At 62.2% G+C, this 23,531-nt stretch carries 24 protein-coding genes; 6 read left to right on the forward strand and 18 right to left on the reverse strand.

The annotated features are described in order from the left end of the window. Window positions 1-3: 3 nt before the first annotated feature. From IFT80_RS01665 to IFT80_RS01695, 7 genes are all read right to left on the reverse strand, one after another. Window positions 4-303, reverse strand: coding sequence for a hypothetical protein (locus IFT80_RS01665; protein ID WP_192054282.1), 300 nt, complete (start codon window positions 301-303; stop codon window positions 4-6). A gap of 127 nt (window positions 304-430) precedes the next feature. Further along, window positions 431-1,675: a type II and III secretion system protein family protein gene (locus IFT80_RS01670; RefSeq protein WP_192136856.1), complete on the reverse strand. Its 1,245-nt coding sequence runs from the start codon at window positions 1,673-1,675 to the stop codon at window positions 431-433. Window positions 1,676-1,776: 101 nt separating this feature from the next. Then, entirely contained in the window at window positions 1,777-3,912 is a 2,136-nt protein-coding gene (gene sctV, locus IFT80_RS01675; protein ID WP_192136584.1) for a type III secretion system export apparatus subunit SctV, read from the reverse strand. Further along, entirely contained in the window at window positions 3,909-4,301 is a 393-nt protein-coding gene (locus IFT80_RS01680; protein WP_244646849.1) for a tetratricopeptide repeat protein, read from the reverse strand. Before IFT80_RS01680 ends, sctV begins: the two co-directional genes overlap by 4 nt. Beyond that, a complete protein-coding gene (locus tag IFT80_RS01685; protein ID WP_192054286.1) occupies window positions 4,291-4,668 on the reverse strand; it encodes a hypothetical protein in 378 nt (125 codons plus the stop codon). The genes IFT80_RS01680 and IFT80_RS01685 overlap by 11 nt, the downstream gene beginning before the upstream one ends. Window positions 4,669-4,696: 28 nt before the next feature. Further along, complete coding sequence (locus IFT80_RS01690) at window positions 4,697-5,599, reverse strand: SctD/MshK family protein (RefSeq protein WP_192136585.1); 903 nt, start codon at window positions 5,597-5,599, stop codon at window positions 4,697-4,699. Window positions 5,600-5,657: 58 nt separating this feature from the next. Beyond that, a complete protein-coding gene (locus IFT80_RS01695) occupies window positions 5,658-5,822 on the reverse strand; it encodes a hypothetical protein (RefSeq protein WP_167335519.1) in 165 nt (54 codons plus the stop codon). A 249-nt stretch (window positions 5,823-6,071) separates the two neighbouring features. On the opposite strand from IFT80_RS01695, the gene IFT80_RS01700 reads away from it, so the two are divergent. Beyond that, the gene (locus tag IFT80_RS01700; RefSeq protein WP_185793634.1) at window positions 6,072-6,803 is read left to right on the forward strand and encodes an IclR family transcriptional regulator; all 732 of its coding nucleotides are present in this window, start codon (window positions 6,072-6,074) and stop codon (window positions 6,801-6,803) included. 44 nt (window positions 6,804-6,847) lie between these two features. On the opposite strand, the gene IFT80_RS01705 is transcribed toward IFT80_RS01700, so the two are convergent. After that, window positions 6,848-7,825 carry a hydroxyacid dehydrogenase gene (locus IFT80_RS01705; protein WP_192136586.1) on the reverse strand — a complete coding sequence of 326 codons (978 nt, stop codon included), beginning with the start codon at window positions 7,823-7,825 and terminating at the stop codon, window positions 6,848-6,850. 236 nt (window positions 7,826-8,061) lie between these two features. Between IFT80_RS01705 and IFT80_RS01710 the strand changes: the two genes are divergently transcribed. From IFT80_RS01710 to IFT80_RS01725, 4 genes are all read left to right on the forward strand, one after another. After that, window positions 8,062-8,745 (forward strand): RraA family protein, encoded by a 684-nt coding sequence (locus IFT80_RS01710; protein ID WP_185793632.1) that lies wholly within the window; start codon window positions 8,062-8,064, stop codon window positions 8,743-8,745. A gap of 174 nt (window positions 8,746-8,919) precedes the next feature. Then, a complete protein-coding gene (locus IFT80_RS01715; protein ID WP_192136587.1) occupies window positions 8,920-9,873 on the forward strand; it encodes a tripartite tricarboxylate transporter substrate binding protein in 954 nt (317 codons plus the stop codon). Continuing rightward, window positions 9,861-10,322: a tripartite tricarboxylate transporter TctB family protein gene (locus tag IFT80_RS01720; protein ID WP_185793630.1), complete on the forward strand. Its 462-nt coding sequence runs from the start codon at window positions 9,861-9,863 to the stop codon at window positions 10,320-10,322. The genes IFT80_RS01715 and IFT80_RS01720 overlap by 13 nt, the downstream gene beginning before the upstream one ends. Beyond that, on the forward strand, window positions 10,322-11,830 hold the full coding sequence (locus IFT80_RS01725) for a tripartite tricarboxylate transporter permease (protein WP_192102259.1): 1,509 nt from the start codon (window positions 10,322-10,324) through the stop codon (window positions 11,828-11,830). The genes IFT80_RS01720 and IFT80_RS01725 overlap by 1 nt, the downstream gene beginning before the upstream one ends. A 37-nt stretch (window positions 11,831-11,867) precedes the next feature. Here the strand turns inward: IFT80_RS01725 and IFT80_RS01730 are convergent, their stop codons facing one another. Next, complete coding sequence (locus tag IFT80_RS01730; RefSeq protein WP_192136588.1) at window positions 11,868-12,749, reverse strand: serine hydrolase domain-containing protein; 882 nt, start codon at window positions 12,747-12,749, stop codon at window positions 11,868-11,870. Between the two features lie 157 nt (window positions 12,750-12,906). Continuing rightward, window positions 12,907-13,305, reverse strand: coding sequence for a RidA family protein (locus IFT80_RS01735; RefSeq protein ID WP_192136589.1), 399 nt, complete (start codon window positions 13,303-13,305; stop codon window positions 12,907-12,909). A 138-nt stretch (window positions 13,306-13,443) separates the two neighbouring features. Between IFT80_RS01735 and IFT80_RS01740 the strand changes: the two genes are divergently transcribed. After that, the gene (locus tag IFT80_RS01740) at window positions 13,444-14,361 is read left to right on the forward strand and encodes a LysR family transcriptional regulator (RefSeq protein WP_192136857.1); all 918 of its coding nucleotides are present in this window, start codon (window positions 13,444-13,446) and stop codon (window positions 14,359-14,361) included. Between the two features lie 10 nt (window positions 14,362-14,371). Here IFT80_RS01740 and IFT80_RS01745 read toward each other — a convergent pair whose 3' ends face one another. The 8 genes from IFT80_RS01745 to IFT80_RS01780 all read right to left on the reverse strand — a co-directional run bounded on the left by IFT80_RS01745 (window position 14,372) and on the right by IFT80_RS01780 (window position 23,448). Beyond that, a complete protein-coding gene (locus IFT80_RS01745) occupies window positions 14,372-15,199 on the reverse strand; it encodes an EamA family transporter (RefSeq protein ID WP_185793626.1) in 828 nt (275 codons plus the stop codon). A gap of 68 nt (window positions 15,200-15,267) precedes the next feature. Then, entirely contained in the window at window positions 15,268-16,185 is a 918-nt protein-coding gene (gcvA, locus tag IFT80_RS01750) for a transcriptional regulator GcvA (RefSeq protein WP_192136590.1), read from the reverse strand. 177 nt (window positions 16,186-16,362) lie between these two features. Beyond that, the gene (locus tag IFT80_RS01755) at window positions 16,363-16,596 is read right to left on the reverse strand and encodes a hypothetical protein (RefSeq protein ID WP_192136591.1); all 234 of its coding nucleotides are present in this window, start codon (window positions 16,594-16,596) and stop codon (window positions 16,363-16,365) included. Window positions 16,597-16,653: 57 nt separating this feature from the next. After that, window positions 16,654-17,106: a hypothetical protein gene (locus tag IFT80_RS01760; RefSeq protein WP_192136592.1), complete on the reverse strand. Its 453-nt coding sequence runs from the start codon at window positions 17,104-17,106 to the stop codon at window positions 16,654-16,656. Window positions 17,107-17,218: 112 nt separating this feature from the next. After that, window positions 17,219-19,054, reverse strand: coding sequence for a patatin-like phospholipase family protein (locus tag IFT80_RS01765; RefSeq protein ID WP_192136593.1), 1,836 nt, complete (start codon window positions 19,052-19,054; stop codon window positions 17,219-17,221). 13 nt (window positions 19,055-19,067) lie between these two features. Beyond that, complete coding sequence (locus IFT80_RS01770) at window positions 19,068-19,844, reverse strand: hypothetical protein (RefSeq protein ID WP_192136594.1); 777 nt, start codon at window positions 19,842-19,844, stop codon at window positions 19,068-19,070. A 17-nt stretch (window positions 19,845-19,861) separates the two neighbouring features. Then, window positions 19,862-21,430, reverse strand: a complete 1,569-nt coding sequence (locus IFT80_RS01775; RefSeq protein ID WP_192136595.1) for a hypothetical protein — start codon at window positions 21,428-21,430, stop codon at window positions 19,862-19,864. Beyond that, entirely contained in the window at window positions 21,427-23,448 is a 2,022-nt protein-coding gene (locus IFT80_RS01780; protein ID WP_342214321.1) for a hypothetical protein, read from the reverse strand. The genes IFT80_RS01775 and IFT80_RS01780 overlap by 4 nt, the downstream gene beginning before the upstream one ends. Window positions 23,449-23,531: the final 83 nt, after the last annotated feature.

The following is a 23,531-nucleotide window of genomic DNA, read 5'->3' on the forward strand; positions in this document are numbered from 1 at the left end:
ATCTCAGGGCGCCGGCGCGGCCAGACGTTCACGCTCCAACTCGCGCCTGCGCTCCAGATCAGCCGTTTCCCCAAGCAGGTACTGTTGCGCAGCGCGACCCACGGGCGCCGCCAGGGTCGGTCCCATGGCTTGCCCCTGGTGCAGGTCGCGGGTGTCTTGCACCATGCGCTGCAGGTTCACGGCATTGGCACAGCCCAGCGGCAAGCGCGCGCGGCCTGCGATGTTATCGGCACCCGTGCACGCTGCCGGCACGGTGCGCGCAGCGCCCGTCGACGGATCGTCGCGCAGCTGCAAGTAATCCACGGAGTCGTCCGCGGTGTCCAGTTCGGTGGCGCACCCGCCAAGCATCAGCAGGGACGCGACACAGGCCAATGTTCTGCAGCAGGCCATCCATCGACGATGAGTCCACGCAGGTTTACGCCCCACAGGTTCAGTCCACATAGAAGCCGAACTCCGTGTGGGCGGTGAGCGCAACGTTGCCTCCCGCCAGCCGCCAGGCCGGGTTGTCGCTGGCAGGGTCAAGCGGTATGGCCAGGCTGCGATCGGCCACCGGCTCGACGATGTAGGGGGTGATCAGGATGACCAGTTCGGTTTCACTGCGCTGGAAGCGTTTGGACCTGAACAGATTGCCCAGCACCGGCACGTCGCCCAGCAGCGGCAGCTTGTCGATGTCCTGCGAACTGCTGCGCTGGAACAGCCCGGCAATGGCGAAGGTCTGCCCGCTGCCGACTTCGACCCGAGTGTCGGCCCGGCGGACCTGGAAGCTGGGGACGCTGAACCCGCTGATCTGTACCTGGCTGGTGGTCGACAGGCTGCTGACTTCCGGCCGGACCTGCAGGCCGATGCGTTTGTTGGGCAGCAAGGTCGGGGTGAACTGCAAGGAAACGCCGAACGACTTGTAGTCGATGCCGATCAACTGGTTGCCGACCGGGACGGGCACGGGAATCTCTCCACCGGCCAGGAAGCTGGCGGTCTGCCCGCTCAGCGCGGTGATGTTCGGCTCCGCGAGGATTTCCAGGAAGCCGTTGCTCTGCAAGGCGTCGAGCAGTACATCGACGCTGGCGCTGCTGGAGTTGAACCCGGCCGACAACAGGTTGGTAGCGCCGGCCACCGCCGAACTGGCCAGCGGGCCGCCAGTGATCAGGCCGAAGGAAAACGAGCCGCTGTTGATCAGGGCATTCCAGTTGACCCCGTAGCGCAGCAACTGCTCGCGGGAGACCTCGGCAAAGCGCACACGGATATTGACCTGGGGCGAGCCGTTGTAGGTCGCGGCGTTGATCGGCGGCACGCCCGCCGCTGCGCTGCTGACCAGCAAGGCGTTGAGTTCGATGGCGCTGTCGATGTCGGCCACCGCACCGTCGGCCAGCAAGCGCTTGCCCTGGCTGCGCACCTGCACCTGATTGTCCGGGTTGTGCTGCTGCAGCGCTGTGCCGATCGGCGGGCGGACGCTCACGCCCACGCTACCCTGTGAGGCTTGCTGGGCGTCCAGGGCAATCAGGTTGGTCTGGCCGTCCGTCTTGCCGAACACATAGGCTACGCCGGGCGAAACGATGCGAATGTCGGCTATTGCGTTGTCGGCGATGAACACCGATTCCACGGGCGCGGCAAAGCGCAGGATGCGGCCTTCACCCACGCTCAATTGCACCGTTTCACTGGGCGTCGGATCGAAGTTCATCCCCTGTGCCGGCCCGGCCAGCGCAAGCGCCAGCCATGCGCCGGCGCACGGCACTCGGCGCAGCAGACCACGCAGCCGGCGGGTGGGCATCGACAGCCGGTTCATGCCATGACTCCCGCATCGGGAGCAGCAAGCGCAGCCGCAGGGCTGCCGGGCAGGGCGATGGAGCGCAATGTATGCAAGGTGAATTCTCGGGTCAGGTCTTGATAGGACAGCACGGGGATTTCCAGGTCGTGGCGCACCAGCCACTGGCGCAGATAGCGGCGCAGATCGGCCGACACCATCAACACCACTTGAAAGTCGTCGTCCGTGCGGTTGAACGCTTGACGCAATTGCTCCAGCAGCGCCTGGCCGAGCGCGTCCGGCAGGCCGGCGCTGCGGCTTGCTTCGGTGCGCCGCAGCGCCTGGCGAATCGCGTCCTCGGCAGGTCGGGCGAGGACGAAGGCGGCGATGACCCGGTGCTCGTCGGCGTAGCGATGACAGATCTGACGTGCCAGCGCGCCGCGGGCGTGTTCGCTCAGTACATGCAGTTCGAGATCGCGCGGGCCCCATTCCACCAAGGCCTCGAGCAGGCCACGCAGGTTGCGCAAGGCGATACCCTCGTCGAGCAGGCGGCGCAGGATGTCCGCCAGACGCTGGAGCGAGGTGTGCCGCAGGGCTTCGCGCACCAGCTCCGGATAGTCGGCTTCGATGCGGTCGAGCAGGCGGCGGGTTTCCTGGATGCCGATGAAGTCCGCAGCGTAGCGCGTCAGCACGGTCTGCAGGTGCGCCCCCAGCGCCTGTTCCAGCCCATGAAAGCCGATGCCGGCCTGTTCCAGCGCCTCGCGGTGAACCTGGTCGACCCACAGCGTGTCGCTGCGCCCCACCAAGGCCATGGCGGACTGCGGCTCCACGTCGAGCAACTGCACGTGCAGCGGATCGTCGCGCACCCACAGGTGGGCGGCAGGCAACGGACCGGCGCTGATCGGAATGCCTTCGAGCAGGACCGCGAACTGATCGGCGGCCATACAGGGATCGATCCGCGTTCCCACGTCGGGCAGCTCGATGCCCAGTTGCTGCATCACCGCCTGGCGCGCGTCCTCGGCGTGCTCGCGCAGTTCGCCCGCAGTAAGGTGCAGGGCCAGGGTCTGGCCGACCCGCAGCATGATGCGCCGCTCGGGCTCCACCGGCTCCGGCAAGCGTTCGACGGAAGCCGTGGCACCGGCAACGCTGGCCTGTTCGGTTGCCGTGGCGGGCAGGCTCTGGGTCAGGACGTGGCGCGCCTGGCGCCGGTGCAGGGCCCATGCGGCGGCGCCCAGGATCGCCGAGATGACCACGAACACCAGCGCAGGGAAACCGGGAATGAACGCCACTGCCAGCAGGATAACGGCAGTCAGGGTCAATGCGCGTTGGTTCGAGCCCAGCTGGCCGATGATCTCGCTGCCCAGGTCCTGGTCGTCATCGCTGGCAACGCGGGTCACCACGATGCCGGCGGCCACCGCGATCAGCAGCGCCGGGATCTGCGCGATCAAACCATCGCCGACGGTCAACAGTGAATAGGTATGGCTGGCTTCGCTGAACGAAAGCCCGCGTTTGGCCATGCCGATGGCCATGCCGCCGAGCAGATTGACGAACAGGATCACCAGGCTGGCGATCGCATCGCCCTTGACGAACTTCATGGCCCCGTCCATGGCCCCGTACAGCTGACTCTCGCGCTCCAGCAGGGAGCGCCGCTGTTTGGCCTGCGCCGGCTCTATATCGCCGTTGCGCAGATCATTGTCGATGCTCATCTGCTTGCCGGGCATGGCGTCCAGGGTGAAGCGTGCGGCCACCTCGGCGACCCGCTCGGCGCCCTTGGTGATCACCAGAAACTGGGCCACGGTAATGATCAGGAACACCACCAGGCCGATCACCACCTCTCCGGCAATCACGAACTCGCCAAAGGCCGCGACGATCTCGCCGGCGTCGCCCTGCAACAGGATCAAGCGCGTTGTGGTGATCGACAGCGACAGGCGCAACAGGGTGCTGAGCAGGATGATCGGCGGCAAGGCGGAAAAATCCACCGAACGCGAAACGTAGAAAGCCACTACCAGCACCAGCAGGCTGAAGGCGATGTTCACCGCAATCAGCGCGTCGACCATGATCGTCGGCAACGGAATGATCATCATCACCACGGCCAGCATCATGAAGGCGGCAATGACCACGTCACTGCGCTGCGATGCCAACAGCGCCAGGCGGTTGAGTGGGGCGAGGTTCATGGGTTCGAAGTCCTTGGCGGGGCAGGCCCCAGCAGGTGACGGGAAAAACACTCGCGTGCGCCGGCATGATCGCCGCTGACCCAAAGGGCGCGGCTGCGCAGCAGCGCATGGCACGGGTGCTCGCCTTCCAGGCCGATCAGGTAGTCGAGTGCATTGAGCGCCCGGCGTCCGTCACCCGATTGAGTGAACAAGGCGATCAGGCTGCGCAGGATATGGATGTCGTCCGGGCAGATGCGATAGGCCATCAACAGGTAGGTCAGGCCACGTCGCTCCTGGCCGCTGCGTGCATACGACTGCCCGCGGCTGTGCAGCCACTGGGCGCAGTCACGCGGCGACGGCGCCGCGGGGCTCATGTCCATCTCGCCTGGCAGTTCGCGTTCAGCCGTCATGGTCAGCGCCGGCTTCCAGGTGAGCCTCGATGTCGCGCTGCAGTTGCATCTCTTCGTGCAGCAACGCCAGCGCCACCGCTTCGGTTTCCGCATCGGCGCCCAAGTGCGGCACGATGACGTCGATCAGGTGCTGGAGAATCTGCGCGGTGCGGTGCGGGCTGAATATCGTCGGGTCCTGAACCTGAACCTGAGTCAGCTGCTCGAGCCGTCCGCGCAGCGACTTGCCGATATCGGCACGCCGGTTGCGAATGGCTTTCTCGAAGGCTTCGCGGGTGGCCGTCGCGGCACTGGCGGCGGCTGGTTGCACCGGCTCGCTGCGCAGGCTGCCGGCCGTGGGCTCGGGCCCTTTGCGCGCCTCGACTTTCATGCCGCTGGCTCCCGCCTGGCCCGCAGATTCATAGGGTCAACTCGAATTCCTTGCCCTGGCGGGCAAGAATCAGCCGATCATGTTCGATACGCTGCAGAACCCAGCCATCGGCCAGCGCCGCACCGGGGTAGAGGCGTTCGCCGCGCTCGCCTAGCACATAGGGTTGCGGGCCCAGCCAGACCGCCTGGAAATGCACCCGCGGCGGCACCAGCGGCGGTGCTGGCAGCACGTCGTTGCGCAGCACCGGCGCATTGCCCCAGGTGCGGTCATACCAACTCTGTACCTCGATCCAGCGGGTGCGCTGATCACTGTCGACCAGGCCACTGACCCGCAGCGTGTTGCCCTGGGTGTCGATGGATAACGGTTGCAGGCCGGCTTGATCCAGACGCTCGCGCAGCGCAGCCAGTGCCTGAGGCTGTGCGCTGGCGATTGCAGGCCGGGCTTCGGCAGTCGGCGCAGCGCCGTCGACGGCCAGCGCTGGGGCTGCTTCGGTCCATGGCCGCCACAGGTAGCCGACAACGATCAGCAGGCACGCCATGGCGAGCAGCGCCCAGCGAGCGGTTGCTGCCGAGCGCGGTGGTTCGCTGCCGGGTGGATGCGAGAGGCGCAGGGCGGTGTGGCCAACGCTCAGTTGCACCGGCAGGCTGCAGCGGTAGCCGTGGCCCTGGGCAACGCGCACATCGCCCACCATGACATCGCCGCCGGTGGCCTCGATCGCCAGGAAGCGCCGATGCACATGCACGGTGAGGTGGGTTGCATGGATCTGGGGGTCGCGCAGGACGATGTCGCAGTCTTCATGGGCGCCGATGCGACAGACACTGCTTTCAAGCGCAACGACCGCACCGGCATGGGGGCCGCTCAGTACGTTGAGCTCGGGAAGAACGGTGTGGGCAGTCAATGGCAGGGAGCGGTGTGCAGCAATCACAGGCATTCATCACTCGGCGTCGACAAGAACGGGCGGGTGGCGCAGCACGCCACCCGCCAGCGAATCAGTTCTGCGGACGCTGCTTGGCGGCGTCGAGCTCGGACTTCTTCTCGGTGGTGATCTCAGTCACCTTGGCCGATTTCTCGATGGCCGAGTCGAAGGCAGCGGTCATTTTCTCGATCGCTGCGTCGGCGCTGCTGGTGCTTGCTGCTGGGGTAGTGGTGCTCATGGTGTCTCTCCTTGTTGAGGGGATTAATGTCTGATTCGCTGCTACTGCACAGATGCAGACGGCATGTCACCACAGCCACCTTGAGGTGAGTCCCGGTGGCTGCAGGGGTACCCTACAGGCAAGGCGGTTAAGGAATTGTGTCAGCGGCGAAATGCGCAGCGCTCAGTTGTAGCGGCCATACGGTGGTTGTCGGATAATGACGCGCAGCCCCGCCAGCTTGGTCGGGGGATCGCCACTGAGGATTGTCTGATGGTAAAAGCGCGCCCGCGTCCGGCGGTAAATGGAGTCGCTTCGGCCGATCGGGTGCTCACGGTGCTTTCCGCGTTCGCCATCGGCGACACGGCGCTGAGTCTGGTCGAGTTGGTGAACCGTACCGGGCTGATCAAAAGCACCATCATGCGGCTGATGGTTTCGCTGGAAGACCATGGCTACATCACCCGCATGGCCGACGGACGCTATCAGCTCGCCAGCGAAGTCATGCGGCTGAACGCGGTGTATCAAGAGGCGCTGGACCTGGAGCGCCACGTGATGCCCCGGCTGCACCTGTTGGCTGAACAAACCGGCGAGACCGCCTCGTTCTACGTGCGCCACGGTGCCTACCGAATGTGCCAGTTCCGGGTGAACTCGGCGCATCGGCTCAGGCTCAACCTGCAGCCCGGCGACATGCGCCCGATGGACGAAGCGGCGGGAGCACAGGCATTGCGCGTGCCGGTACAGATCGGCACGTCGCTGGACAAACCCTATTTCTCCAAAGGCGCTACCGACCCACACGCCGCGTCGATTGCCTTGCCGGTGTATGGCGCGCAGCGCGAGCTGATGGGCGCGCTGGTGATCTCCGGACCTGCCAGCCGCCTGACCGAAGAAGCGGCTGAAAGCCACTGGGCGCTGCTGTTCGACACCGCGCGCGACCTCATGCGCAGCCTGGGTTTCAAGCCGGCGGACGAGCAGGCATCCAGCGCTGAGCCAACCGCCGCCCAATAGCGTTCCCCGCAGGGCCGCCCTTCATCGGCAGCGCCCGACGACGATCAATGGCCCAGCAGGTGGCGGTTGACCACGCAGCGTGGGTCCAGCTGCGCACCGTTCCAGACGGCCAGAATCTGCTGCAGCGCCACCAGGCCCACCCGGTCGCGTGCTTCGCTGGTGTTGGCGCCGACGTGGGGCGTGGCGACCAGCGTCGGCAGGTCCCATAGCGCGCTGTCCGCAGGCGGCGGCTCGGGGCTGAACGTGTCCAGCCCGGCACCGGCGATCCGCCCTTGTTTCAATGCCTCCACCAACGCCTGGGTATCCACCAGCTCGCCGCGCGCGGTGTTGATCAGCACGCTGCCCGGGCGCATGCGCGCCAGTTGCACCGCACCGATCAGGTGGTGGTTGCTGTCGGTAAGCGGGCAATGAAGGCTGATCACATCGCTGTCGGCCAACAGCTGGTCAAGGTTTTCTTCGCGCTCGACATGGGTCCGCTGCGGCAGCTCGCGCAGGTAGGGGTCGTAGACCTTGACGCGCATCCGTAGCGGCGCCACCAGGTCCATCAGGATGCTGCCGATAGCGCCCAGGCCGATCAGCCCCAGGGTTTTGCCGAACAATTCGATGCCGTTGGCCGATGACTTGTCCCAATGGCCGGCGCGCAGGCGTGCGTCCAGCCGGGCGGTCTGCCGCGCGACGCTGAACATCAGGGCAAATGCATGTTCGGCCACCGACTGCGCGTTGGCCCCTGCGGCGATGGTGACGGGAATGCCTCGCTCGGCAGCCGCCTGGATGTCGATGGTGTTATAGCCCACGCCGTGCTTGGCGATGATTTTCAGCGAGGGCGCAGCGTCGATCATTGCTCGAGTCAGTTGGCCCTGGCGGACGATGATTGCGTCGGGTTGTTCGCTCGCGATGGTCGCCAGCAGCTCGGTCTCGGGCAGATAGGGCGTGGTGGCGATGATCCTGAGGCCCTCGGCGGCGGCCAGGCGCATGGCCTCGGGGGCAAGTTCGGGACCGGTCAGCAAGACGGTGCGGGGCATCGTGAATACCTTGTTTTTATGTGTGAGTGGTACAAGCCGGGACGCGGTGTGCGACCAGGTCTCGACGGTTACTCGAATCTATCATAATGAAACGACGTTACGATAATTCTGAAAATAAAGTCTTGCTCCTCTGCAGGATAGATTGAATTGGGTGTTGATTTGGCATTTATGAAATGCAATTCTAAAAAACGCCACCTATCCATGACATCGAATAACACCAAGCAGAGGTATGTCACATGAGCATCGGTTTTCAGGTTGTGCAACGTTCACGCCGCGTGAGCCCGCAATGGGTCGAGCGCTTCCGTGAGCTTCCCGTGGCCAACGTCAGTGATTCGATGAATCGCATGACCGCCGCTGGCGCCCGCCTGCGGCCCATGCACCGTCAAGGCGTGCTGGCCGGACCGGCGCTGACGGTCAAGGCGCGGCCTGGCGATAACCTGATGCTGCACTACGCACTGGACATCGCCGAGCCGGGCGACGTGATCGTGGTCGACGCCGGTGGCGACCTGACCAATGCGCTGATCGGCGAAATGATGGTCGCCTACGCCATCAAGCGCGGCGTGGCGGGGATCGTCATCAATGGCGCCATTCGTGATGCCGCCAACATCGCCTCAGGCGACTTTCCACTATTCGCCGCCGGAGTGTCCCACCGCGGGCCGTACAAGGATGGCCCCGGTGAGGTCAACGTTCCGATCGCCATCGACGGCATGGTGGTGGAGCCCGGCGATCTGGTGATCGGCGATGAGGACGGCTTGCTGTGTGTGCCCTTCGAGCATGTCGAGCAGGTGTACGCGCGGGCGGCTGCCAAGTACGCCGCCGAGCACAAGCAGATGGAGCAGATCGCGCAGGGCAGCAATGACCGCACGTGGGTGATCGCGGCGCTCAAGGCCAAGGGTTGCGTGCTGCCGGGTCAGGCATGATGCATGCGTTCACCTGCGTGAAGCACTGGCTGTCCGCCAGTCATTAATCGCTTTTAAAATGGCGTTCTATTCTGCTAGATTCGAAACCCTGCCTACGTGCATCATCCGAAAAAGCTGACAGATACGCCCCGAACACGCTTGTTGCCTCACATAAAAACAACAGAGGAACACTTCATGAATCACTGCAAATCCGTTTTGTCCGCAACGCTCGTGGGTTTGGCCCTGAGCTCGTTCAGTGCTCACGCGGCCTGGCCGGAAGACCGTCCAATCGAATTTCTCGTGGCCTATGCGCCCGGTGGCAGCACCGACGTGATGGCGCGCACCATGCAGCCGTACCTGGAAAAACGTCTCGGGGCGAAAGTCGTCATCGTCAATCGGCCCGGTGCCGCTGGCGAAATCGCCTACACCGCATTGAGCAAGGCACGGCCCGATGGCTACACCTTCGCGTTCATCAACACCCCCGGTTTTCTCAGCACCCGAGTGCAGCGCAAGGTGGGCTATGCGGCCGACTCCATTCGCCCGGTGGCACGTATCGTCGACGACCCCACCGTGCTCGCCGTGCCCAACGATTCGCCCTACAAAACCCTCAACGATTTCATCCAGGCTGCCAAGGCTGCACCCGGCAAGCTGTCGGTAGGTACCTCCGGCGTGGGCACCGACGATCACCTGATGATGGTGCAACTGGACCAGCTCGCAGGCATCGAGCTGACCCACGTTCCCTTCGGTGGCGCATCGGAGTCCAGCACCGCCTTGATGGGCGGGCACATCAGCGCGGCCGGTCAGAACATCAGCGAGCTCAGCGATGACACCAAGTACCGCGTGCTGGCGCAGTTTTCGGCCGAACGCATGCCCCAGGAACCCGACCTGCCCACGGCCAGGGAGCAGGGCGTCGACCTGGTGATGACCTCCGAGCGCGGCATTGCCGCGCCTGCCAAGGTCTCGGTGGAGATTGCCGCGCGCATGTCCGTGGCCGTCAAAGAGGTGCTCGAGGATCCGGCCTTTCTCAAGCAAGCCAAGGACTTGTCGTTGCCGATCGCCTACCTCTCCGGTGAGGACTGGGCGGCCCAGATGCCCGCGCAGACGGAGCGTTTCCAGCAGCTCTGGAGCGCGTCGCCATGGGTGAAATGAGCTTGACCGCACGGGGCAACCGCCCCGATCTGCTGGCCAGCGCGATCTTCATCGGCCTCGGCGGGCTGGTGCTGTGGTCCACGCGCGACCTGCCGGCCGGCAGCGCTGCCATGATGGGGCCCGGGTTCATGCCGCTGATGATCGGCTCGCTGATCATCATCCTCGGCTTGGTCGTGGGGCTCATGGGATTGTTCAAACAGGTGGAGTCGATCGACCCGGTCAAGCTGCGACCGCTGTTGATCCTGCTGGCAGCGGTGGGCGGGTTCGCCCTGGCCGCCGAGCTGGCCGGGTTCGTCATCGCCGCGGCAGGGTTGATCATCTTCGGCAGCATGGCCGACAAAGCGTGGCGGGTCCGCGAGGTGCTCATCTCCAGTACCGTGCTGACCCTGTTCGGGCTGCTCGTATTCATCTACGGACTCGACGTCCAAATGCCGGTGGGGCCCTTCTGATGGACATGTTCGACGCGCTGTACCTAGGCTTTTCCGAAGCGTTGAGCCCGACCAACCTGGCGTTCTGCCTGATCGGTGCGCTGCTCGGTACCTTGATCGGCGTCCTGCCGGGCATCGGCCCGACGGCGACCGTGGCGATCCTGCTGCCGATCACCTACTTCCTGCCGCCGCTGGCCGCGCTGATCATGCTGGCAGGGATTTTCTACGGCGCTCAATACGGGGGATCGACCACAGCCATTCTGGTCAACTTGCCGGGTGAAGCCTCGGCGGTCGTCACGGCGCTGGACGGCCATGCCATGGCCAAGCAGGGAAGGGCTGGCGCGGCACTGGCCACCGCAGCGCTGGCGTCGTTCTTCGCCGGGACCGTGGCGACCGTGGCCCTGGCCGTTGCAGGGCCGCTGCTGTCGAAGTTCGCGCTGTCGTTCGGCCCTGCCGAATATGTAGCGTTGACCGTGTTCGGGTTATTGGCTGCGACCATCCTGGCCAGCGGCTCGGTGATCAAGGCCGTCGGCATGGTCTGCATCGGCCTGCTGCTGGGCATGATCGGCATCGACGTGAGCAGCGGTTCGACCCGGCTGACGTTCGGCAGCACCGACCTGTACGACGGTATCGATTTCGTGGTTATCGCGGTCGGCCTGTTCGGCATCGCCGAGATCGCAGTCAACCTGGAGTCCGGCGAGGCCAAGACCTCACTGGCCGGCAAGATCACGCGCCTGTGGCCCACCCGTGAGGATTTCCGCCGGGCCTGGCCGGCCACGTTGCGGGGCACGGCGCTGGGGACGTTTCTCGGTGTACTGCCGGGCGGCGGTGCAACGTTGAGCGCCTTCAGTGCCTATTCCCTGGAAAAGAAGATGTCGAAGACCCCGGAGAAGTTCGGCACAGGCCTGGTCGAAGGGGTGGCTGCACCGGAAGCCGCCAACAACGCCGGCGCGCAGTCTTCGTTCATTCCGCTGCTGACCCTGGGCATTCCGTCCAACTCGATCATGGCAATGATGCTCGGGGCCATGATGATCCACGGCATTACCCCCGGCCCGTCGGTCATCACCAACCAACCGGCACTGTTCTGGGGGCTGATCGCCAGCATGTGGATCGGCAACGTCATGCTGTTGGTCATCAACCTGCCATTGATCGGCCTTTGGGTGCGTTTGCTGCGGGTACCGTACCGTCTGTTGTTTCCGGCCATCCTGCTGTTCTGCTGCGTCGGCGTGTACAGCGTGAACAACCGAGGTTTCGACGTGGCCCTGGTGATCATCTTCGGCCTGCTGGGGTATCTGTTTCGCAAGGCCAAGTGCGAGCCCGGGCCGCTGTTGCTCGGCTTCGTACTGGGGCCGCTGCTGGAGACCAACCTGCGCCGCGCGCTGTTGATCTCTCAGGGTGACCCCGTCGTGTTGATCGAGCGCCCCATCAGTGCCGTGCTCTTCGCCGCGTCCGCCATTCTGCTGGTGATGATGGTGCTGCCAGCGTTTCGCAAGAAGCGCGAAGAGGCCTTTCAGGACGAAGAGGTCTGAAGGGCTGAGTGGCCGCCGAGCGTCGATCGAGCGCGCTTCAGCCGTTGAGATGGCGGCAGATGTGCTCGACGACGCAGGCCTCGACAGCGCCTTCGCTGGTGTCCTGGGCGAACGCTGCATAACTGGCGCAGACGTCACCCAGGCAGCCTCGGTACACCGCGACGACGCTGCCGGGCCCGCAGCCGGTATGCCCTGCCAACACCACACCGCCTTCCACCGGACCGCGCATCAGCCCCAATGCATAGCCCGGTGCCCTCCAGGGTCTGCCGGCAATCGGGCCGCCCAGGGTGTGCGTTTCCTGCATCGCCTGCAGCAAGTCGCCAGGCAGCAGGTGTTCGCTGAACAGACGGTCAAGCAGCAGTACGGCCTGTGACAGCGGGCCGATCAGCAAGCCGTGATACACCCAACCTGGGTCGTACGTGGCGAGGCCGGTGCAGGCTTGCTGCAGATCGGCGCGATCGATGGCGAAACGCACGTTGGCGATGCCCAATGGCAACAGCACGCGCGCGTGCAGTGCATCGGCCAGCGGCAGGTCGGTGGTGCGTTCGATCAGCCTGGCCACCAGCAGGTAGCCGACGTTGGAATAACGCCAGCCCGCGCCAGGGCTGTAGCGAAGCCGATCGGCCTGCAAGCGCTGCAGCATCTCTTGCGCCGACCAGGCCGGCTCACGGTTGGCGACGGCGGTATGGTATTCGGCCAGCTCGGCATAGTCCGCCAATCCCGCCTCATGCCGCAGCAGGTGGCGCAACGTGTAGTCGTGGCCCGTCAACGGCTCGTCCAGGTCCAGCCTCCCGTCACGGACCAGGGTCAGTGCGGTGGCGGCAAGCACCGTTTTGGTGAAGCTCCACCACGGCAGCATCGGCTCGGGGTGCTCTGCCAGCAGCAAGGGCTGGCCGTTGAGGACTGCGGAAATCAGCATGCTGGGCTCTTGGGCGAATGAGTGGGCGGATGCACGCTTCGCGACTGGCGCATTGTGTTCGCCCGTCCCATGGTAGACCAGACCCGACCGCACTGTGCCTGAACTGTCTGGTCATCTGCGAGCATGTCGTGGAAATCGTGTGGAGTTTTCGAGCGACTTAGCTTTGCGGCGGCAGCTTCGCTATCACCTTGATCTCGAAATCGAACCCATACAACCAGGTAACGCCCACGCAGGTGATGTTGGGGAAAGGGGCTTGTCCCCAGTATTCGGGCACCACTTCCCAGATGGTCTCGAATCGGGACTGCGGATCGACGATGAACACCGTGACGTCCACCACGTCATCGAATGTGCAGTCGGCTGCCAGCAGCACGGCGTTGAGATTTTTGAATGCCAGGCGCACCTGGTCCCGCAAGTCGGGCTCGGGCGAGCCGTCCTCGCGGCTGCCGACCTGGCCAGACACGAACAGCAGGCCATTGCTGCGAACGGCGGGGGAGTAGCGGTTGCGCTCATAAAGCGCCTGGCGGCCGACTGGAAAAACGACGTCACGCTGGGTCATGGGATTGCCTCCTGGGGCCGGGTGACCCGTCATCTATCGTGCAGCCACGGTAGAGGCTTGCCAGGGCTGCATAAACGGGCAAGTCTGACCAGGACTGTTTGGGTTTTCCAAACAATGGCCAGTCAAGACGAGGTGCCGATGGACCGTTTCGATGCCATGCAGGCCTTCGCGCGAGTGGTGGAGACGGGTAGCTTCACCCGCGCGGCGCAGACCTTGCACATGAGCAAGACCACCGTGACCCAGTTGGTGCAGCAGCTCGAAGCGCGCCTGAGGGTGAAGCTGCTGAACCGCACCACGCGCAGGGTCAACGTCACCGCCGACGGTGCCGTCTACTACGAGCGGGCGATAGGCCTGCTGGCCGATCTGGACGATGCCGAAACCGGCCTTTCCAGCGCCGCGATCGCGCCGCGCGGCAGGCTGCGGGTAGACGTACCGAGCCCGTTCGCCAGCCATGTGCTGATGCCGGCCATGCCCGACTTTCATCGGCGCTATCCGGATATCCAGATCGACATGGGCGTCAGCGACCGCATGGTCGATATCATCGGCGAGAACGTCGACTGCGTCGTGCGCGGCGGTGAGCTGACCGATCAATCGCTGATGGCGCGTCGCCTGGGTGATCTGCAACTGGGGGTCTATGCCTCACCTGGTTATTTGCACCGGCTCGGCACGCCGCAACATCCCAGCGAACTCGACGCCACGCAGCACCGTGTGATCGGTTTCCTCTGGGCGCGCACGGGCAGGGCGCTGGCCTACACCCTGCACCGTGCCGCCGAGAGCATCACGGTGCGCGGCCAGCCGGTGCTTTCGGTCGACGACGGCAATGCCTACCTGGCTGCCGGTCTGGCCGGAATGGGGGTGTTGTGGCTACCGGGGTACATGGCCAGGGCGGGACTGGCCCGCGGCGAGCTCGTTCCGCTGTTCCAGGACTGGCAGCTCGATACCATGCCGATGTACATCGCCTATCCGTCCAACCGACACATCAGTTTGAAGTTGCGGGTGTTCATCGATTGGGTGGTGGAGTTGTTGCCATTCGAGGGGCCTGCACAGGGGCGCTGACCTGGCGCGCTCAGCCGATGATCACCGTACCCAACGCGATCACCGTACACGCCAGCACCTTGCGCACGGTCAGGCTTTCACCGAGGAAAAAATAACCGATCAACGCGGCAAACAGCACGCTGGTTTCACGCAGTGCCGAGACCATGCCCATGGGAGCATCGGTCATGGCATAAATGACGATACCGTAGGCCAGCAGCGAGACCAGCCCGCCGGCTGCAGCAGTCGCCATTCCAGGCCGCCAGGCGAACAGGCTGCGCGCGCCACGACGTGCGATATACACCGCTGGCATCAGCACACCCCACAGTGCACACATCCAGACGGTATAGGCCATGGGCGCGCCAGACAGGCGCGCGCCGATGCCATCGGTGACGCTGTAGGCCGCGATGAAGGCGCCTGTGCCCAAGGCGTAGGGCAGGCTAGGCACAGCGAGTTTGCCCTTGCTGAACGCCAGCAGGATGATCCCGCCCGAGACCAGAAAAATGCCCAACAGGGCACTGGCCTGGATCTGTTCCCCGGCGAACAGGGCTGCGCCGAGGGTGATCAGAATCGGCGACGAGCCGCGTGCTACCGGATAGGTCTGGCCAAGATCGCCCGCCCGGTAGCTGCGCACCAGGAACAGGTTGTAGCCCACATGCAGCACGCCCGACAGCACCGCATACGGCCAACTTGCCTGGGCTGGCGCGACCATGAACAACGCCAGGGCGATGCAGGTGACCGCCACTGCCAGGCACATGACGGTCATGGACCACAGTCGGTCCTCGCCGCCGCGCAACAGCGCGTTCCAACCGGCATGCAGCAGGGCGGCGAACAGTACGAGGGAGATGATAGAGATAGGCATGCGCCATGTTAGGCCGCCCATCAGTGGATGTAACAGAGAAGTCTGCTCATTGCGTCATGAGCAAAACCTCATGGGACATCACGATCGTAGGCCAGTTGTGCTTGCGTTGACTGCTCGCTCAACCATTGCCGGAATGAAACTACATGGGGTTGGGTTTCGATACCTTTCGGGCAGACGAAGTAGTACGCCACCGGCGAGGGGAATGGCACCTCGAAGAGCCTGACGAGACTGCCATCGGCGATCTGTGACTCGACGTGGCCGCTGCGAACCAGAGCGATGCCTTGTCCCAGCAGGGCAGCGTCAACGGTCATGTTGGTGTCGGCGAACCGGACATTTTCCTTGAGCGTGGAAATGCTCAGGCCGACGTGCTGGAACCACACTTCCCACCGTGGTACCAGATCGTTTCCGTCACGGGTCAGCAGCGGGTAGCGCAGCAGCTCGCCAGGGTGCTGCGGCAGCCCGAAGCGCGCGAGCAAGGCAGGGCTGGCGACGGGGAAGATATGTTCACGGAACAGAAACTCGGAATAAAGGCCGGGGTAGTTACCGGTGCCCAGGCGGATCGCAACGTCAGGGTCGGTGCCGGAGAACTTGATTGCCGTATCGGTGGTGTCCAGCGTCACCAATATGTCCGGGTGCTGCTGGGCCAGACTCGGCAATCGCGGCAGCAGCCACTTCAGTGCGTAAGAGTAGGTGGTACTGACCTTGAGCCGCACTCTTCCCTTATGCTCCCTCAGTTCGGCGAGCATCGCCTCCAGGTCCGCGAAAAAACCACGGACGATGGGTGCCAGAGCCGCTCCGGCGGGTGTCAGGGTGAGCGACTTGCCCCGTTCGAACAGCTTCAACCCCCACAGATCCTCCAAGTGCCTGAGCTGATGGCTGACAGCGCTTTGGGTTACATGCAGTTCTTCGGAGGCCGAGGTGAAGGTGGCATGCCGCGTTGCCACTTCGAAGGCGCGCAGGCTGGCGGTTGGTGGCAGGTCTTTCATGGCAGGCTCATGACTGATGCACAGGTGGGCAATATGAGTGAATGCTCATGATAGGCGTCTGGCGGAAACGCATCAATGCACGTCAGAGTGAGCTGGGCAGAAAAGTTGCAAGCGAGGCTGTCAGTAAAATATTCAGCCCGTGACGTACAGGCGAACATCCATGGTTAAAGTATGAACTCACTCTTTCTCCATAATGACGACAAAACAAATCTTCTGGTTGTTGGGGCAGCCTTCAGTCCATGTATTGATATTTTTGAGCTTCCAGCCGTCCTTGCTGTACTTATTTAGGTATCCCATTAATTCAGACAGCGGTAATAGATAAGTTGAGTACTCTATCCCTGCTGCTAGAGAAGTGTTCAACAGCAGCCAAGCGCCAATGAGCCAGGTTTTACGCCACGCCAATGATTTCACTTGATTGATCCTTTTGGTCCGGGCTCCCGGATAGCGGCCACTTGATTGGGGGTTCGACTACTCCGTGTCAACCCTCAAGAGAGACAGGGCATTATCGAAGTCGTAGGGTGTTGACCGTCTCGTACGAAGCCTCTTGTGCTCAATAGACCAACGGCAACTTCTTGCAGGCATCGGAAAGCCAGAGTTCCAGCGGTGGGCTGGTGAGCGTTGATTTCGCGAGCTCGGCGCTAAGTTTGATGGGCCATCCTTTCGATATAAAGAAAGCTCCACCTGGTTTTGCGCCACAAGCAAACTGCCAACCGCCGTGATGACTCCCCCAACGCCCAAAACGATCACCCCGCACATCTTGGCCGCTTCAGACCAATAGGCACCTTTGTTCCTCCTTGGAGCGGCTGCGGTTTCGTCTTCGAGCTTTTTTCTTTCAGCCTTGAACTTGTCTGTCTCGGCGCGCAATCTTTCGATCTGGGCAACTTTCAAGTCGGAGTCTTCGCGTTCAGGCGGGGCTGTCATGATGGTCTCCTCACGTGGTCGATAGCCCTTGTAACCGGCGGGGCTATGGTCGTGTAGGGCTGCACGAACACCGCTGTAGAACCAGTGGTTTTTCAACCGGTGCCGACTGTTGTCAAACTCCGCTATCCGGATAGGGAAACGCGGCAGGTTTGCTCAACTCGGGATCGAAGTGAGTGCGCAGCGCAGCGTCGGTCACTGCATAACCCCAGTTGATCAAGCGCTCCTGGAGTTCGTCGTCCATGCGTTTCAAGCGCGTCGCTGTGGTGGCCAGCTCCTGAGTTCTATGCAGCGGGCAGCTGAGGTTGAGCGCGCGATGGGTATAGGAGGCGTAGTCAGTACCGATCCCCCAATAAGCGCCTGAGCGCTTGCCAGCGTCATCGGGTTTTGCCTGGTAACTCGCTATCAGCGTGCGTTTGCGCAGGCTGCGTACCTGATTGTCGACCAGGTCGAGCACCCGGTAGGCATGGCGTGGCCAATCACGTTTGGGTTCTTCTTCGGGTTTGATCTTGGCGCCGGCATCGCTGACAAGCACCGTCCGATACCGTTTCCACACGGTCTCGAGCGCCAGGTTGTCGTATATGCCACCGTCCGCCAATGCAACGACCGAAGTAAACGGAGGCCGTTGCAGGTCCTCGCCCGAGTCGATTTTGAAGGAGGCTGGATGCAGTTCGATCGACATGGGCGAAAGGATGGGGGGGAATGCAGAAGACGCCGCCACCGCGCGCGCGACTGAAAAATCGGGGTTTTCGATACGGCCCACGCGGTAGTCTCCCATATAGGGTTTGGAAAACCGCCACAGGGCACCGGACTGCAGGTTGGTGGCATTGAAAATGAAGCGCGGCGCGTTCGGCAAATCGCGCAGCTTGGCACCTTTGAACAGGTGCTCGTCGTACGCGTCGGCCACGCGATCCGCGATGCTTCCGGGAAGCAGAATGCCCCCTATGAGGGCCTCGGCATCGAGTGTTCGCCGCGCCAACGCACGTATCGGGGTGACGACGAGCGTGTCAAACGGCCCAGTTGCGCCATTGAAGGGTAGATTTTTCCATGCAAGCGCCAGCACCGCATTCGTGATCGACCCTCCCGAGACACTCGAAATACGCTCGACCGAGAAGAGCAATCCGGCTTCATACAGCCGCCATAGACTGCCGACGTGAAACAGCATGGCGCGGTAGCCGCCGCCGGACAGGCACAGGCCCATGCCTGGCAGGAGTGGGCGAGACACAGACTCAGGTTGCCCAGTCATCTCGACGCTCAGAGGCTCGACATGGGTGGCCGCTGCCTCGCCCACATCGGCGTGATCGGTGATGATGTCGAAGGTCGCATCGCCGTCGACTGCCATTGGCTGGTTTTCCAGCTCGAGAACGGCAGGGTGTTGGGCATTGGTCAATTTGCCAGCGCTGTCGAACGTTGCAGCCATCAGGTAGTTGACTTCCAACCTGGTATAGGCCGGGTCCCAATGGGTATTTTCTGGGACGTGACAATGCCCGAAATGCCCACCCTCGGCCCAGTTCATGGTACTGCGCAAATGGCCGCCCGGGTCTTTGCCATCCCGCGAAGGCTTGGGCGGCCCGGCTGGCCAGACTAATGGCACAGCGTGGATCTGCTCAAGCCAGCGGCACAGGCGAGCAAGGTTTTTCAGCGCTGCTTTGTTTTTGGCCTTGCCGGCGAATCCAACCAACTCGATCTGCAGAGCTCGGTCGCGATTGGTCTGAGCCCCGCCGGGAGCATTGCGCAGCGAGCGGGCCGCGGTGTCGGTATCGATATGCTGGTAGACCTTGCTGGCGTCCACCGTGAAGTGCGGATCGGAACGATTGTTCTTGAAGGCCGCGAAAGCGCCGTCCGCGCTACCACCTTCCGTGGTGTGATGGACGATCTTGAAGACCCCGCCCGTGTAACTTCCGCTCGAACCGCTGATCGGGCGTTGTTCCGCAAATGGACATATGGCCATGATTCATCTCCCGTCAGACAGCGTCCAGTTCAACACCGGCGATGTATTTTTCGCGATAGGCATTCATCTTTGCAGCGAGTGGAGGCTGCAATGCCTTCAAGGCGTTGCCGTCGATGGAGAGGACGCCCTCGCTGCGCCGTAGCGACATCTCTCCGCTTTGTAGTTTGAAGAACAGAATTTGAGTCAGCTGGGTGTCGGTCTTGAGTACAAAGGCCATGGCCCGGGCCATGAGGCCTTGTTCTTCGTCCGCATAGACATAGGTGAACTGGAAGCGACTCACACTTTCATGGTGGCGCTGACTGTTGAAAAGGGTGATGAACGGGGTATCTGCCGACATCTTCTGCAACCCCTTGAGCACTGCGAGGACCGCCACGGCTGCGCCGGTAATCGGGCTCAGGAAGGAGGTGATCACCCCGATCATCGCTTCGTGAACATCCAGGGCGTCTGCCGTGTAAGAGAGCTCAGCCGTTTCCTTTTGCCGTATCAGCCAACCTATTTTCACCAGCGTGCCAAAATAGGCATCGAAAAACGCGAGTGGATTGGGGTCGTTACCGATTGATTTGGCAGCAGCGAGTTGGGCGAAGAGAGACGAATCCGTGAGCGCCTGGCGTGCACCGGCATCTACGCCTGTTTTGAACGACATGATGTTGGAACCCACAACCAGTGACTGCGCCTTGGCTGTTTCGAGCGCCGGTACACCCATCCCGGCGGTGACACTGAACATCTCGGGCTTGGCGGGCAAGCCGGTCGTAGTGATGAATTGCTTGGCCTGCTGAAGATCGAAAACCATTGGGCTCACCTGTTGGATCAGAGGACGGTGTATTCGATATAGAGGTTGGTGGCGTTCAAGGCGGTGTTGAGCTGTGCGGAACGGGCGCTCAGAACGTCGTCGTTGCGAAACGTCCGGCCCTTGGTCGCGGCTACGAGGGCGTCAAGTGTTTTGCGGGCCGGCATGCGCCAACCGTTGATTCCCTGTTGGCTGGCAAAGGCCTCATCTGTTGATATGAACGCAATCAAATCTGGATGCGTCATGAGGTCCACGCCTCGTTCCTTCAGCGAGGCATTATGACTGCCGTGGTGCGCAACTTTAAGGAAACGCACCTGACCGAGAATCTTCGTGGCTGTCAACTTCCGTTCGCCGTCTATGTAGGTTTGATCGTGCCATGACAACCAGTTACCAACCTGTGCATCGCCCGGAAACAGCATGAAGGTCTGGTCGGGAAGTTCGAACGCCAGCACCAGGCTCGTGTTGTTGGTATCTGAATCCAGCTTCATGGCCAGTGGACCGGCCGCGCCAAGCCAATCGGCGTCGATGCTGCGTCGAGATTGATCGCGACCATCACTGGCTGTGTCGGTGTAATAGCGCTCGTCCAGCCAGCGCAGCACTTCCTCATCTGCACTGACCTCGCCGCCCGCTGCGGTCTTGGACGCGCCGCGCACGTTATCTGGCTTGATGCGTTGGAATTGGCTGCTGAATGGCAGGTCATCGTCGGTGTCGAGGGCTTCACCATCGACCAGTCGAAACAGCAGATCTTCCAGTGCCGTATTGTCCAGATAGGTTTCCTGGCCCAGACCCGATGAAGGCTTGTCTTGTTTGAGCCGATCCAGCCTGCGCGGTGGGCCGAGGACAAAAGCCTTCAATGTTCCTGGAGCTTCGATTACCTGACCGGGTGAAAGGAATGCAGTCTGCAGCGCACAGGCCTTGAGTTCCTGCATGATGTCTTGGCTTTTGAGCCGTTTGCGCTTGCCTGAAGCAACCGCGAAGGGCGCCCCGGTAGCTGGCAGGGAGACGGATGCAAGTGGACCCAGGAACGCGTCGAGGCCTGCCAGCGCAGTCTGCCTGTCGGCGGCGAACGGGGAAGGCGTAAGACTGCTATGTGCGTCCTGGATGAGTTCGGACAGTGCTGCGAGTGACACGCTGCGTCTATCGCGATCAAGGCGCAGTTGCTTGGCAGTCGCATCGTCGTCGTCCTCGGTCCAGGCCATCCAGAGCTTATGGATGACAAGACCGTCTGACATGATGTCCCTTGCCTGCGAAAAACCCGAGATGTGATCCCAGTGTTCATGGGTAATCACCAGCAAATCCAGCATTCCTTTCTTAGTTACCTTGCCGTGGTCATCGATGACGCCACCGGTAGTTTCGACGATATCGCGAGCGATCTGGCGCATGCGGATGTCGGCCTGCGCACTGCCGGTGAGGATGCCGAAGTCGATCAGAATGTGTGCGGGCGGATGATCGGTATCGAGCACGCGGATGAGAAAGCAGTCACCCAGATACCCGCTGTATGGGCTACCTGGTACGCCCAGAGCTCGGTACATACGGACGATGATCTGAAGTTTGGTTGTCTCCAAACCGGCGTTTTTCACGACATTCATTCCAGGCTCCTGTGCAGCAAGGCAAAGGGTTCGGGAGTTTCACTCACCCGGGAGCCCATTGCCTGCCCTGATGTTTTGCCGATGCGGAAATCACGTTGAGCGACCAGGCGGCGGTTGTCGCAGACATCTTTTCTGATGATGCGAATCAGCTTGCCGTCGCGCAGGTCGATATGAAGGGTCGCGCCTCCGCGGAACCAGAAGTCAGGTTCACGGGACAACACGGTCGAATCGCCGTGATCTGCTTTGTCTTGATCCGCAGGATCGTCGTAGCCGCGCCGCTTTTGGGTCATCTGGATGATGAGTTGATGCGTTTCCTGCCCATCCGGGCCTGCTCGCCGGGCAATACGCGCGGAGTGCACCTCCAGCCTGGGCACCTTTGGAAGCTCGCCCGCCGCATTGGGTTTGCCGGTCCACAGCGTAGGGATATCGACTACCGGAACCTTGCGAAGTGGATCATCGAAGGCAAGCAGACGCATGCCCACCAGCTTTTCCCAACCCTCGTCATACGGGCTGTCTTTTTTGAACCATTCGTAGATGCGTGCCTGGTTGCGTTGGATGACACCGACCGCGGTTTCCCGCAGGTTACGCCGGCCGCCTCCGGAGGTTCCGTGTACATGGTTGGAGCCCCAAGGCTGAAGCGAGACGGAAAGCTCGAGGGAAGCCAGCAGATTGGAAAAGACATTGCTGAGCCCGTCTTCGGCATCCGCAGCCGTCTTACCGAACTCAGGTGTTTCAGCAAGATCGGGGGCATCCCACAACAGGCTGTCAGGCGCCATAGAGATGCACCCGGGCACTGTAATCCCGCGCTTTCTGAAGGCTTCTACAAAAGCAATGCGATAGCGCATCGGATCGTTGCCGACCAGATCCGTGTCGGCCGTGATGATGGCTCGCAGGTACTCACCAAAGTGCAGATCGACTGGTGGGGTGTAGTCCAGTCCTCGGACACACATGCGAAGCACTTGATCCGCAGCTTTTCCGGCTTCGCGGGCCAGGCGGTCAACCAGTTCCCCAGAGAAATAGTCTTGATTGGAGACCGCGCTGGCTCGCGCCAGACGGAAGAGGTCGGCTGTTCGACGCTCGTAGATTGTGACGAAGGCATCGAAGATCGCCGCAACCAGAAAGCCTCCACGCGCATGAGCCTCGGACGTGTTGGATAGCGTCTTGGGCAAAGATTCTTCGCTGCCGCGTTCGCCATCGGTCGTTGCGTTGGCCGTCGCTGGAACGGGCGGTTCCAGATACTGCAGCGCATAGCGCAATGCGCCCCGACGGCCGGTGGCATGTCCGAACTGCAAAGCGAGGCCGTTCAACAAACCAGGCTCGCGCAACGAGCCCCTGCTCTGCATCAGCTGATGACGGACCACATTGGTCAGGCTGAAGTGCTGCAGCAATGCAACGATATCGGCGAACGCCTCATGAAACGCGAGTGAATCGAAGTTGGACGCTTCGATGGAGCGTTGCTGCATCCCGTGAAGAATCGCATGAGTCGTTTCATGGGCAACGATGTCCTGCGAGAGGCAGGTGAAGACCCAGCTACTGAAAGCGGTTTTGCCTTCGACATGCTTGAAATAGCCGAACAATAGCGCGCGTTTGGTGGGGCTATAGTAAGCATTCCGTTCCCGCAGGGCATGGGGATAAATCCGTAGTCGCCTTGTGAAGTTTCGATCAAGCGAGAACTTGGGGGCGTCTCGGTCTCCGGCCCAAAGTACCACCCGCCCCAGAGCTCGCTCGAAGTTACGCACAGTACGCATGGCCACTGCGAACACCATCTGCTGATGGAATTGGGGGTTCCCCTCGGAGGGCGAAAATCCATCCTGAGCCAAAAGAGACGGGGCGTTCAGATCGACCGGCGCATAAAATAGATCCGAACTTGGATCGTAATCGATCACTTCGAGATAGTCGTTGGTGGGGCCAGGTTCCAACTTGTCTTCCCAACGCGTCTCCCAAGGAAGTTCGATGACGGTATCGTTGATAATGGCAGTGTCGAGTTCGACTGAAGATTGTGGATCGAAAGCGTACACTCGCAGTCGACGCACGGAGGGTTGGGGAATGATATGAGTGAGCCGCCGCATACCCGTCATTGTTTTTATCCTTGAGCACTGTA

The organism is Pseudomonas sp. CFBP 8771, from assembly GCF_014841695.1.
In the GTDB taxonomy this organism is placed as follows: domain Bacteria; phylum Pseudomonadota; class Gammaproteobacteria; order Pseudomonadales; family Pseudomonadaceae; genus Aquipseudomonas; species Aquipseudomonas baltica.